General features: G+C 41.0%; 15 protein-coding genes. 3 read left to right on the top strand and 12 right to left on the bottom strand.

Annotated elements, in window-relative coordinates:
* Positions 1-17: 17 nt before the first annotated feature.
* The 6 genes from MKY34_RS10645 to MKY34_RS10620 all read right to left on the bottom strand — a co-directional run bounded on the left by MKY34_RS10645 (position 18) and on the right by MKY34_RS10620 (position 4,462).
* A complete protein-coding gene (locus MKY34_RS10645; protein ID WP_342515137.1) occupies positions 18-815 on the bottom strand; it encodes an ABC transporter permease subunit in 798 nt (265 codons plus the stop codon).
* A 22-nt stretch (positions 816-837) separates the two neighbouring features.
* Positions 838-1,635 (bottom strand): ABC transporter permease subunit, encoded by a 798-nt coding sequence (locus MKY34_RS10640; RefSeq protein WP_342515136.1) that lies wholly within the window; start codon positions 1,633-1,635, stop codon positions 838-840.
* A 5-nt stretch (positions 1,636-1,640) separates the two neighbouring features.
* The gene (locus MKY34_RS10635; RefSeq protein ID WP_342515135.1) at positions 1,641-2,528 is read right to left on the bottom strand and encodes an ABC transporter ATP-binding protein; all 888 of its coding nucleotides are present in this window, start codon (positions 2,526-2,528) and stop codon (positions 1,641-1,643) included.
* A 152-nt stretch (positions 2,529-2,680) separates the two neighbouring features.
* A complete protein-coding gene (locus tag MKY34_RS10630; RefSeq protein ID WP_342515134.1) occupies positions 2,681-2,995 on the bottom strand; it encodes a hypothetical protein in 315 nt (104 codons plus the stop codon).
* Positions 2,996-3,101: 106 nt separating this feature from the next.
* The gene (locus MKY34_RS10625; RefSeq protein ID WP_342515133.1) at positions 3,102-3,950 is read right to left on the bottom strand and encodes a GNAT family N-acetyltransferase; all 849 of its coding nucleotides are present in this window, start codon (positions 3,948-3,950) and stop codon (positions 3,102-3,104) included.
* A gap of 83 nt (positions 3,951-4,033) precedes the next feature.
* Positions 4,034-4,462: a VOC family protein gene (locus tag MKY34_RS10620; protein WP_342515132.1), complete on the bottom strand. Its 429-nt coding sequence runs from the start codon at positions 4,460-4,462 to the stop codon at positions 4,034-4,036.
* Between the two features lie 146 nt (positions 4,463-4,608).
* Here MKY34_RS10620 and MKY34_RS10615 point away from each other — a divergent pair, with 146 nt between their 5' ends.
* The 3 genes from MKY34_RS10615 to MKY34_RS10605 all read left to right on the top strand — a co-directional run bounded on the left by MKY34_RS10615 (position 4,609) and on the right by MKY34_RS10605 (position 7,910).
* Positions 4,609-5,193 carry a uracil-DNA glycosylase gene (locus MKY34_RS10615; protein WP_342515131.1) on the top strand — a complete coding sequence of 195 codons (585 nt, stop codon included), beginning with the start codon at positions 4,609-4,611 and terminating at the stop codon, positions 5,191-5,193.
* A gap of 373 nt (positions 5,194-5,566) precedes the next feature.
* Entirely contained in the window at positions 5,567-7,093 is a 1,527-nt protein-coding gene (locus tag MKY34_RS10610) for an AMP-binding protein (RefSeq protein WP_342515130.1), read from the top strand.
* 37 nt (positions 7,094-7,130) lie between these two features.
* Positions 7,131-7,910, top strand: a complete 780-nt coding sequence (locus MKY34_RS10605; protein ID WP_342515237.1) for an enoyl-CoA hydratase — start codon at positions 7,131-7,133, stop codon at positions 7,908-7,910.
* A 208-nt stretch (positions 7,911-8,118) separates the two neighbouring features.
* On the opposite strand, the gene MKY34_RS10600 is transcribed toward MKY34_RS10605, so the two are convergent.
* From MKY34_RS10600 to ribE (MKY34_RS10575), 6 genes are all read right to left on the bottom strand, one after another.
* Complete coding sequence (locus MKY34_RS10600; RefSeq protein WP_342515129.1) at positions 8,119-9,222, bottom strand: hypothetical protein; 1,104 nt, start codon at positions 9,220-9,222, stop codon at positions 8,119-8,121.
* A 210-nt stretch (positions 9,223-9,432) separates the two neighbouring features.
* Positions 9,433-9,876 (bottom strand): DUF2269 family protein, encoded by a 444-nt coding sequence (locus tag MKY34_RS10595; protein ID WP_342515128.1) that lies wholly within the window; start codon positions 9,874-9,876, stop codon positions 9,433-9,435.
* Positions 9,877-9,883: 7 nt separating this feature from the next.
* Entirely contained in the window at positions 9,884-10,222 is a 339-nt protein-coding gene (locus MKY34_RS10590; protein ID WP_342515127.1) for an ASCH domain-containing protein, read from the bottom strand.
* A 532-nt stretch (positions 10,223-10,754) separates the two neighbouring features.
* The gene (gene ribE, locus MKY34_RS10585; RefSeq protein WP_342515126.1) at positions 10,755-11,219 is read right to left on the bottom strand and encodes a 6,7-dimethyl-8-ribityllumazine synthase; all 465 of its coding nucleotides are present in this window, start codon (positions 11,217-11,219) and stop codon (positions 10,755-10,757) included.
* Between the two features lie 13 nt (positions 11,220-11,232).
* The gene (locus tag MKY34_RS10580; RefSeq protein ID WP_342515125.1) at positions 11,233-12,426 is read right to left on the bottom strand and encodes a bifunctional 3,4-dihydroxy-2-butanone-4-phosphate synthase/GTP cyclohydrolase II; all 1,194 of its coding nucleotides are present in this window, start codon (positions 12,424-12,426) and stop codon (positions 11,233-11,235) included.
* Between the two features lie 12 nt (positions 12,427-12,438).
* Entirely contained in the window at positions 12,439-13,089 is a 651-nt protein-coding gene (gene ribE / locus MKY34_RS10575) for a riboflavin synthase (RefSeq protein ID WP_342515124.1), read from the bottom strand.
* Positions 13,090-13,091 lie beyond the last annotated feature (2 nt).

Genomic DNA, 13,091 nt, shown 5'->3' with positions numbered 1-13,091 from the left:
GTTCGTCAGTTTTTCATTCATAAAGATAAATCTCGTTGCCGATAAAAACCATATGTCATGACCATAAAAACAGCCATTAGCAAGCAAGACAACACGACAAAAGACATGTCGTATCCTCCATCATGCAAAATCGTTTTTGCCTCAAAATATTTAAAAGGTGTTGCATACCTTAACTTATCCAGCTTACTTGTTAGCTCCATCCCGACGGACAATAGAAATGTGACCAATAACACACCCGTTGAAATCGGAATCGCCAACTTCGAATTTCTGACACATGCCGCAATGGCGGTCGAAAAAAATAAAAAAAGAAGCTGTAGCATAAACATCCCGCCCATTAACCACATGATTTCAGACGTAATAGGCGCCCCTTCATTAACCCCATCAACAAAAATGATAGAGCTAATGAGCGTTATGCCATTAAAAATAATGACGATGGCAACAGCTGCAGCCAATTTTGCCGAAATGACGGTTGTTCTCGAAATGGGTTTCACAAACAAAAACTCTGCTGTTTTATCACGCTCTTCTTTTGAAATAATCGTTGACCCTAACATCGCAGCATGAATGCCAGCCATAATTAGTAGGTACAAATATAGCAATCCATAGTAGCCAACCACAGTCGATACATCTAACGAGCCAATGCCAAATATCGCTCGCAACGATGCCGGCATTTGTCCTAGCAATTCATTGATGGAATCCCCCGAACCCTCTAATGCCGCATACTTGCCCATCCCACTACCAACGATGAACACCAGACCGATAGACCAAAAAACGAGCGATTTCCAACTCGCTTTCATTTCCCTTTTAAAGACATTCATTCATATCATCTCCTTAAACGACTCAGACAGATGGGATATCCTTTTTCGTGTATACGACATAACTGACGATTATCGAAATGAGAAGAAGCGCCAATCCAAGCAACAGAAAAATAGGCTCATAGGCATCATTTTTCAAAATATACATCGGTTCAACGTATTGAAACGGAGTCAAATAGCGCAACAACCTGTCCCCTGTCGCAGAACCGAGTAAGTTAATGAGAAAAAACATAAACACAATTCCCAACGATACAGGGAGAACCGCTTTTATTTTCTGCACAACAACCGCGATCAGAAAGCCTAAGCTTAGAAACAATAGTTGAAGCATAAATAAGGTCAACGATAAGACAAGAAGCGTTGCTAGATGAAATGATTCTGTTGTTACAATGGATACAATCAGCACCGCACTACTGATGAAAACCACATTTGTAACCAAAATACACGTAAAGGCTGCTAACATTTTCGCCCGTAAAATCTCCGCACGACTCACCGGCTTTGTCAATAAAAAGTCAGCCGTTTTAGCGCGTAGTTCCTTTGATAATATACCGATTCCAATTGTCATCGCTTGAATGGATCCAAGCAGTTTAATGTATAAAAATAGATAGGAATAAAAACCTAACAACGAAAAAAATTGATCCAGTTCCAATCCGATGGCCTTCCGAACAGGTTCGGGAAATCCTTCTAACATCCCCTTAAACGCCGCGACATCTTTTGAAAAAGCAGGATACATCGACATGAATAATCCAACAACTAGCACGAGCGTTACGGTCCAAAGCAATGTATTGTTTCGGTAACTCTTCACCTCATGCATATACATATTCATATCGTTTACACCTCCTCTTTTTCATAGAAATGTAGAAAGATTTCTTCTAAATCTGGCTCCTCCACCTCTAAATTTGAAATAGGAACAGCCGCCATTTTCTGTATAACTGCATTCATATCTCCTTTAAAGAGGAAAGTCGCTTTGTGTGTATCCGCAACTAAATCCGTCACACCTTCCATCTTGAAATAATCTTTCTTCATTTCAGTAGACGTTTCAACATGAAACTTTTTATAATTATTTTCATTTAAAGTACTCATTTTCTCAAGTTTAATCAGCTTACCTTCTTTAATAATAGCCACACGATCACATAATCGCTGTACTTCCGATAAAATATGAGAGGAAAATAAAATCGTCGCCCCTTTTCGATTCTCCTCTTTCAGCAAATCAAAGAACTTATGCTGCATCAACGGATCTAAACCGCTCGTCGGCTCGTCGAGGATAATCAGTTTAGGCTCATGCAATAAGCCTTGCACAATACCAACTTTCTTTTTATTTCCTAGCGACAAATCATCAATTTTACGGTTCAGATCCAATTCCATAAGCTCTGCAAGCTCCTTCATGCGTTGACTGCAATCTTTTTTATAAAAACTTGCAGAGTACTTCAACAAATCCTTCACTTTCATATTGTCGTAATAGAATACTTCGGAAGGCAAATAACCGATTTCCTTTTTAATTTCCGGCGCATCGGCAATAATATCTTTGCCAAAAATCGTAGCACTCCCACTCGTTGGATAAATTAAAGATAATAACGTTCGAATGGTCGTCGACTTCCCAGCACCATTCGGGCCGATAAAACCAAAAATCTCTCCTTCTCGAACAGTAAAACTGACATCCGAAATCCCCCTCGCTTTGCCATACCTTTTTGTCAAGTTCTTCACCTCGATAACGTTCATTTTGTCAGCCCCCTTCTATCCATTTCGATTGATAGAGTATATTATTCTTTACCATCAAAAAAGACTATCCAAACCATATGGATAATCTTTTCACATTCTCTTCAATTGATGTACCCTATCGATCCTTTCATTAACAGATACTATCCGAGTTCCTACATGTATCCTTTATCTAATTGCTCCACAAGCTTCTCTAATAGTTTGTTCAACTTATCAATATCTGGACTCGTAGTCGTCTGCGTATTGTCCTTCTTCAATTCATCAATCTGGCTTTGCAATTTGTCGAGCGCTTGCTGCTGTTGTGCATCAGAAATCCGTCCCTCTTCTATTGAAATTGCTCCACCAATCGTTTGTAAGGCATCACCTAACGTTGAAATAGCTGACCCAAAAAGTGAAATTTTAGCGCCCCTGTCTAGCGGGTCATCATTCGTTGCGCTCTTATTGTTAGCAATCGGCGTATTTTGCCACAATGCCATCGCTCCTCTAAGCTGTTTTGCCTTTACTTCTGTCTAGCTTTCTTACAGTATATGCCGTACTTAACAGTCGGGGAACATACAACTGGAACTGCTTCTTCCCCTACTTTTCAAATCCAAGTTGGACAGAATCAGCGATGCGTTTAAAGCCGATTTCTTGATAGATTTTATTTGACGTCGGATTGAGAAGATCTGTATATAATACGCAGAAATCATAACTTTTCAATAGCTCTATCGAACAAGTCGCTACCATCGTCCGTGCATAACCACGTTTGCGCTCTTCTTTCGGTGTAAAAACGAAAGATACCGTAACACCATGTTTTGTAGGACGTGCCTTTTTCATCATTGAAACGACTTTTCCATGATATTCCCACAAAAATACTTCCCGCTCCGCGATAAATAATGCAACACGTTTTTTTACATCTAACGCCGGGCTAATCGGAAGCCCAGTATCCTCTTCAAATAGGGTAAACCACTTCTCAATAAGCGGACAATCCCTTTCCTCCGCCAAACGCCAACTACCAGGACTTGGATCTAATGCCTCATTCACTTCGTTTAATCGATACAATCCTTGATCCATTAGCAATTGCCTCGTCTTACCCGTTTCCGCTTCCCATTTCTCAGCAAAACAGTATGCCCATGGCTTCAAACTAACAACTGAACGAACTTCGGTTCCAAGCGCTAACAAATTTTTAATGACTACATCCATGTTTGCTTCCAAACGGCTTTCATCGACAATAATCAAATTTAATGGATGTGGGGGTGTCATTTGGACTAACGCCAACACTTCCCCATCCTCTTCAATCGTCGCCATCAATGGATTGTCGTAACGACCTGCTTTAATCGCTTGCAGGACACCCAAAAACAGACTATAAACATCTTCCCGTTCTGCTAAAATCGGCTCCGCCTTGACCGCAAAATCATGCGCATTTGAATACTGTTTAAAATCCATTCCCATTCCCCCGAAAACAATTTATAAAAGGATAGGACACCTCTCCCCAAGAAGAAAATGTTCCTATCCTTTACCCCATCAAATCACATCATCATTTCGTCATCTTCAACATTCAACTGCCACTCTATGCCAAACTTATCCGTTATCTGACCGTAACATTTACTCCAAGACGTTTCTTGAAGCTCCAGGCCTACTTTACCGCCTTCTTTCAGCTTATCAAATACAGCTTTAATTGCCTCTACATCCTTACTGACGAACGCAAGACTAATATTATTTCCTTGAATGAATGGCATTCCCGGAAAAGTATCCGAAAACATCAAGGTACTACCACTGATGTTAAGCCGTGTATGCATGACTAAATCTTTTGCTTCTTCGGGAAGTGGATATTCCGGATTAGGTGGCGCTTCTCCGAAAGTCATAATATGAGGTTTTTCCGTCCCAAATACCTCTGCGTAAAACTCCGCCGCTTCACGACAATTTCCATTAAAATTTAAATATACATTAACAGCCATTTCCGTCACTCCTTCATTTTCTATCGCCAATTCACAAAAACTGATTGGTATTTCTACTGTATCATCTGCCTATTTGAAATTAAACATGCTTCATAAATATTCCCCATAATGGAGACACTAAAACATATAAGAAGGAGCTGATAGTAATGTCCGATTTTTGCCCGGTATTATGGTCGGAAGAACCAACACCTGAAAACGTTCAAGACTGTCGCGAATGCGGTCTTTATGAACATGGCACGCGCATGATCTGGGGCGAAGGAAATCCAGATGCACCCATTATGATTATTCTCGATAATCCAGGGGCCCGGGAGGATCGTGCTGGCAATGGAATGGTTTGTGGAACACGCCAAACCTTGCAACAAGCTACTCATGACGTCGGTTTAAAAATGGATGACTTATATGTCACTTTTATTTTAAAAAGAAAACCTGTACGCGCTTATGATAAAGACCAAGTGCGCCAAATTTGTATACGTCATTTAGCACAACAACTTCAAACGAATAAACCAAAGTTTATTTTGTGCTTAGGGAACGTAGCTGTACAATCTTTTTTCCAAAAACCCGAAGCCGAAGTGAAGACATTGCGTGGAAATTGGCACGATGTCCACGGCTATCAAACAGCAGTCGCTTATCATCCACTTGCCGTTCGGCGTCGCCCTAATTTACACGCCTTATTTTTGCAGGACTTGGCATTTGTTGCGGAGAGATACCATTCTACTCTAACAAACAACTAATTCCGTATGAAATCAGGACACAGGCTTTTCAATTTGTATGAAATCTAAACATTTGATGAAACTAATTAAAGAAGAATTTGCGACTTCAATAAAAGCTTCTAAAGAGGACACAAAATATAATAACTACAAACAATGTGCACCTAAGTCAGTAGGGTAGATGCTATTCACACTAGTATCTACCCTATCTCTATTCAATTAAGGACTTTCTTTCAGGAAACGTATTTTCTGGCACGAATATTGCAAAATGATTAGGCATATAAAATAAAAGGACAAGGAGGCTACGGCGAAACTCATTCCTACCAACTTACTCATCGCTAATCGGCTATGTACCTAACAAACACAACAAGCAAATAAAAGGACGGTGGAAGTAGTCTTGAATATTACAAATATGCAGATGGGTTTAAAAGTATTTGCTGAACAAAAGCCACATGAAGTAGCAATTACCTCATATGGGCAATCATTAACATTCCAAGATCTTTATCATCGCGTCAATGCTTTAACAAATTCACTAGTGGCATTAGGCGTTCAAAAGGGCGATCATATCGCTGTCTATATGCGAAATCGGCTGGAAATGCCCGAAATTTACTACGCAATTTCTGCCGTAGGTGCAGTCTGTCTCCCTGTTAACTACATGCTAGTAGGAGACAGCCTTACGAATCTATTGAATGCATCCGATGTTAAATACGTTTTTGTAGAGGAAGACCAATTGTCACAAATTGAAGCGATTCAAGACCGCTTAACGTATATTTCGAGCCAAACGATTATCGTCGTCGGTTCAACATCAGAAACCCCTGTTAACCATTATGAATCAATGCTTCAGCAGAGCTCTATCGAAGATCCAACTATTCTCGTAGACCCAGACGCTACCTTTAACATTTTATTCACCTCAGGCACAACTTCTCTACCCAAAGGAATTGTCTTCGATGGGGATACTGTCTTTAAACGAACGCAAAGTTTTGGGAATGAGTGGAAGATGGATTCTTCGACGGTTACACTCATATCTGTGCCTATCTATCATAGTGTAGGTCTTACCTTTACTTGGTTTTTGCCATTGTTCGGCTGTAAGCTCGTCATTATGCGCGAATTTGATCCCATACTTACGTTGCAATGGATACAAGATCATCAAATTACACATGCATTTTTTGTCCCAACACAATATCATCACTTACTCCAAGTGCCTAATATAAGGCACTATCAGCTATCATCCTTACAATTATTAATTGCAGCAGCTGCTCCTTTATCCGCCGAAAAGAAAAAACAAATTACCGAAAAATTCAATTGTAGATTAACGGAGTTTTTCGGTAGTTCAGAGACATCGGCTTATATTATTTTAAGGCCAGAAGATGTGATTGACAAAGCCGCTAGTATCGGAAAGAAAATTGACGAAACAGTTGTCGAAATTCGACTGATTGACGCCCAAGGCAACGATGTCTCCCCTGGCGAAGATGGCGAATTCGCCATCCGCAGCCCCTATCTGTTTAGCGAATACTATAAAGCACCTCAAGAAACACAAGACTCCCATCTTCCAGGTGGCTGGTATTGCACAGGCGATATGGGAAAAATCGATAGTGACGGCTTTTATTATCTTTTGGATCGAAAAAAGGACATGTTAATTAGCGGCGGCGTCAATATCTATCCAAAAGACATCGAAGAAGTCGTGCAGCTACACCCTGCTGTACAGGAAGTCGCTGTAATAGGCATTCCAGATGAGTTGTGGGGAGAAGCCGTCAAAGCTTATATCGTGTTAAAAGAAGGTCAATCATGCAGCGAAGAAGAAATGATCCATGATAGCAATAAAAAACTAGCAAAATTCCAGCGTATTAAAGAAGTCGATTTTATCCAAGCATTACCACGAAATCCTTCTGGAAAAATACTAAAACGTGAGTTAAGAAAAAACTAGGCTAGCGAATAGATCTAAGGAGATGAATATCGTGTCCATTACAACCCTTTCAACAACAGAATACCTTGAAGTGGCCATTGAAGGCAAAGTGGCTACCATTGCTTTTAATCGGCCCGCGTCTATGAATGCTTTTACCCCAGAGATGTTTCATAACTTTCATCAGTTATTACAAGAAATACGTATTTCCGAAACCATCCAAATTGTCATTTTCAAAGGCAATGGCAACGCTTTTTGTTCCGGCGCAGATATTAAAACGATGACACCTAATTTGGACATCGCCAAACTAATGGATCTTGTCAGTGACATCGCTGTCGCCCTATACACATTGCCAAAGATCACAATCGCCGCCGTACATGGTGCCGCCGCGGGTGGTGGCTTAAGTTTAGCACTAGCAACTGACTACATCATCGCTCAAACAACAAGCAAAATCGCTATGAACTTTAACGGCATTGGTTTAATTCCCGACGTTGGGGCACACTTCTTCTTGCTTCAAAAACTAGGTGAAGCAAAGAGCAAGCAATTGATTTGGAATGCAAAGGTACTCCCTGCCACCAAAGCCTTTGACATCGGTTTAATTGATGAACTAGCGGATGATTTACAAACAGCCGTGCAAGCAAAGGTCGATGATTGGCTACAAAAACCATTACAAGCCCTTATTCAATCGAAACAGATTATGACCGAAGTACATCGTGATGAGCTCATCAAAATATTGACACTTGAAAAAAACGGCCAAATAAAAATGCGGCAAACAGCCGATCATTTAGAAGGCATACAAGCATTTGTGAAAAAAAGAAAACCGCTATTTAAGGGTGAATAAAAAACTAATATAAAAAAGCTGATTGCTCACAATCAAGGGGCAATCAGCCTTTTGTTATGCTATTCCTAACACTTTCCGAAAGCTTATTTCAGAAGGTATTCATCCAAACTGTAAACACTATTATTTAAATGATTTTCATACACTTACAGACCGTCGAGAAAACACGTGTGACTTTTCTGCGTGCTTTCATTCCCTTTCCCACAATCGTTTAATAGACAAACTGCAAGTCATCTAACGTTCGAAGTTTCTTATTAGTAGACACTTCAACCGTAGTCCTAATAAAATGAACGCTGTTTTCTCGTTCTCTTAACTCCTCTTCAGTAATATGCTGATCTTCACTTGATTGAGGGACATACAGATTGTCTACCATTACCTGTTTAATTGGTAAATGCGTATTCTGAATTTCTTGTATAACCTTGAATAACTTTTCCTTATCCTCTAAACGATCGTATCGGAATTCACTTTGAAAACCAGATTCCATTCTCCCGTACGTATACAGTGTAAACGAATATGCTTCACATCTGTCATGTACAATCATTTCATAGCAAGAAAAAGTATAATTCATATCCCGATCTGTGCTAAAACCTTGCTCTTCCATTAATGGCAATAGCGGCTTCAGCAACCCAAAATCCTCTTCAAATAAATAATAGGAAAACACCTCGACATTGCTGCTAGCGAGTTTATTTCGAAGATGTTCTGCATTAGTATAGGTCTGGTTTATATTCAGTAATACACCGCCTATCACAACACTTTCTATGCGGTACTTCCTCTTTGAAACTTCTTTCTGAAGCTCCTGTAGTTCAGGTAACGCCCGATAAATCAAATCAAAAGTAGCCTGATCCTGAAAAGTTAGATTTCCGGGTAGATCCATACGAATTTCAGGATCATTTTCCGAATCTCCAAATGAAAGATTTTGAAAACCAAAATCCTTTATTTCCTTTAAAACCAACAGATTTCCTGACTCATTATTCAAATCAAATCGTTGCTTTTGTTTTTCATAATTATCACCAGAAATATGTCCAAATACATCAATCTGAATATCAAAAGAAATACGATTTTCATCCAATGTCCTGACATAAGCATCCGACATTTTAAGACCACCAAAGCTTGACGGGATACGTCCGTCATTACTTATTACTTCAATTGGCACATCATACTTTTCCTCAACGTACGCAATTAAATCATCATTCGAATGGCCAGTGTAATTTTTAGCTTCTTTCACAATCCAAAATCCTGTTAAAGTAACTAGGACAACTACACAAAGCAGTACGACTATCGCGCTGCCTACAATCCAAAGAATCACTTTCTTCATAGATGACGACCTCGAATCTACAAATTCTCTCTATAACTAATGATAGTTTATAGATCTTAATTATAGGTCTTATTCTACATGCCTTTTCAATTCTCCTACCAAACACCAAAAATAGTTACAAATAAATGATTCAACAATAGCTAACTCAAAAATAATAAACCAAAAGAGCTGTGCACCCATCAGATGCACAGCTCTCTCTATGTACCATATTCACCACAACATCGGTTTCTGCACCATCAGCCACAGCATAATCAGCATCAAGCCAATATAGCCCCAAGAAGTACGGTTCAAGCGTCTGAGGATTTCGTTTTTGTTAGCACCTGGCTTGTTGAATTTCCGCAGCACCCTTGTAAATCCTGTTGCAAGAAATACCCCAGATAATAGCAGAATAATAAGCGTCACGATAACCCATGACGTATACCAGGGCCAAGGTCCGAGAAACACTAATAAGGCCCCCGTGACAACAAGTAGATGCCCCGCATGCATCACGATGCGGATAATGACATTGATGACAGACATATACGCTTGTTCCACTTCTGTACCAACGCCACGCACCCGCTTAATGACGGGCATTAATAGGAATAATGGACCTATGGAAAGTATCGCACTGAACACGTGCATAAAAACCATAACGCCATAGATATCCAGCTTCATCTAATACTTACTTCTTTACCGGGCTATATTCATGTACCCAAACCTTCATTGCTGGAAGCCAAGGCATTTTTGCGTGTGCATGCATACCCATCATCGCTTGTTTATACGCTTCTACATCCGCATAACCTTCTTGTTTGGCATGTTCGTCCGTCAGTTCTCCAAGTGTCTGTCTATAAAGCGCATCAATCGTAAACTCTTTGCCATCCAGCACCATAATTTCGCCAGGGTACGCATAGACACCATTGCGGCGCGTAGCTGTTTTTTCACCATTCAATACTTTTTGTACGTCTTCTGGTATCGTCACCAATCGTTCAATTGAACATGTTTTTTCAGGAAATCCAGTCATATAAATCGCTCCATTTCATCAATTGTTCTCTACCTTATCATAACTATTTTCGACAACTTTTGCGACATTTCCGCTGACAGTTTTTTTGGACAATCAATTACGCCTCGGCGTAATTGCGTCCAGATTTTTTTCGAGCTCGCTCGAAAAGCTCCTCTAAAAAATCTGTGACATCCGCCGGAGGCTTTATCTTCGTTCAGTGGGCGTTTGAGCACCCACTGAACAGTAAACCAAAATTTCATTCATCTCACCACCTATCAAGGTGGGAGTTTTCTGTAGCTGACGCTTCGCTTTCAGTACAAAAAGATTTGCTGAATGAAGATAAAACCGATGCGCTCTTCTCTACACGCATCGGTCACAATTTAAGAAAAGCGCAGGGCGCCTGAATAAAGGAACACAGTCTAAATGCGCCATCTCCTGTAAGCCCGCGACAGGCATAAGATGGTTTGATTGAGAGGCGTTCTTTACCTTCGCAGTCGAAACAGCTTATGATCCGAACAACTGGAGTCTAAACAGCAATTTGTTCAAAAAGGACTTACAATTGTTTCATCAAATTCGCCATTTCAATGGCAGCTGTCCCGGCATCCCATCCTTTATTGCCCGCTTTCGTTCCGGCACGTTCAATAGCTTGTTCAATGGTGTCTGTTGTCAATACACCAAAAATGACTGGAATGCCTTCCTGCATATTGATAGCAGCAACGCCTTTCGATACTTCATTACAAACATAATCGAAGTGAGGTGTCGAGCCACGAATTACTGTGCCTAATGTGATGACCGCATCATATTTACCTGAAGCCGCCATTTTCTTCGCAATAAGTGGAATTTCATAAGCACCTGGCACCCAAGCAACGGCGATATCCCCTTCATCTACACCATGTCGACGCAAAGCATCTTCCGCTCCACCTAACAGTTTCCCTGTAATAAATTCATTAAACCGTGCAACAACAATACCAACTTTCAATCCTGTTCCAACTAAATGACCTTCATAAATCATTCCCATTATTAAATCCCCCTTAACTGTGCAATAAATGGCCCAGTTTATTTTTCTTCGTTTCCATATACGCTTTATTTTCATCCTTTATAGGCATTTCAATTTGAATCCGTTCGGTTACTTCTAGCCCGTGTCCCGCTAATCCTGCGATTTTACGCGGGTTGTTCGTTAACAAATGAATAGATGTTAACCCAAGATCGCGTAAGATTTGTGCACCTATGCCATAATCGCGAAGATCGTCTGGGAAACCTAGTTTTTCATTCGCTTCAACTGTGTCATAACCTTCCTCTTGTAGTTTGTAGGCTTTCATTTTATTGACGAGTCCAATGCCGCGCCCTTCCTGACGCATATACAACAGGACTCCTGCCCCATTTTCTTCAATTTGCGCGAGTGCAGCATGAAGCTGCGGGCCGCAATCACAGCGACTTGAACCGAAGACATCACCTGTTAAACATTCCGAATGTACCCTGACAAGGACATTTTCAGCGTTGTCGATAGTCCCTTTTACTAAGGCAATATGTTCGCGTCCCGTTAACTTCTCCACATATGTGACAGCTTCGAACTGACCGAAATCCGTAGGCAGCTGAACTGCGACGACACGCTCAATCAGTTGTTCATGTTCCTTACGATAAGCGATGAGGTCTTGAATCGTTAAAATAACAAGATCAAATCGTTCTGCAATCTCTTTTAGCTGCAGGCCTCTTGCCATTGTGCCATCAACATTCATAATCTCACAAATAACCCCCACCGGCTCCGCCCCTGCAAGTTTCGCAAGGTCGACAGCAGCTTCCGTATGCCCTGCCCGCTTTAAAACTCCGCCTGGTCTGGCAATCAGCGGGAATATATGACCTGGCTGAATGAAATTTGATGCATTAGCACTTTTTCCGAGCATGGCAAGAACAGTTTCCGAGCGCTCGAACGCCGAGATACCCGTACTGCATGCCGCATGATCAATGCTTACCGTAAATGCTGTACTACGCGCGTCACTATTATGTGCTGTCATCGGAGCTAAATCGAGCTGAGTCGCTTTTTGTTCTTCTATGGGCACGCAAATCAATCCGCGTCCTTCTGTCGCCATAAAATTAATCATTTCCGGTGTGGCGAATTCACCTAGCGCAAGAAAATCGCCTTCATTTTCCCGATCTTCATCATCCACAACAATAATCGCTTTGCCTTTTTTCAATTCTTCGATTGCTGTTTCTACTGTTGTATACATTGCTATTCCCCCTTAATCGAGAAATCCATTGGCTGCAAGCGAATCCATTGTCAGGCCGCCCATTGAATTCTCGCTCTTCGTTTCTAGTAGCCGTTCCATATATTTCGCTAACATATCGCATTCAACATTCACTTGATCTCCGATGCGTTTTCGTCCAATTACGGAGTCCTGTTGCGTGACGGGGATGAGTGAGATAACAAACCCTTTAGCTGTCACGTCAAAAACAGTCAGTGATGTGCCATCTACTGTCACCGAACCTTTCAGCATCACATACTTCAAAAATTCAGCTGCAAGTTTAATTTCCATATACACGGCATTTTCCCGTTGTTGCACGGAAACAATTTCGCCCGTGCTATCAACGTGACCACTGACAAAATGACCACCGAAACGGCCATTTGCAGCCATCGCTCGCTCTAAATTTACAGCACTTCCTGTACGCAGGACTTGCAGCGTTGTCGCTTTTACGGTTTCCGGCATGACATCTGCAACAAATTGCGTATTCGAGAATTCAGCGACTGTCAAACAAACACCATTTACCGCAATGCTGTCACCTTTTTGGACATCACTGAGAACAGTTGTGCAGCGGATAGACAGTTGCAATGAATTCGGCCCTGGCTTAACGGCTGAAACCGTGCCGATTTCTTCTACAATTCCCGTAAACAAAT

Origin of the sequence: Sporosarcina sp. FSL K6-1522, assembly GCF_038622445.1 — a bacterium.
Classification (GTDB): Bacteria; Bacillota; Bacilli; order Bacillales_A; family Planococcaceae; genus Sporosarcina.
This window is presented reverse-complemented; position numbering and strand designations above follow the sequence as displayed.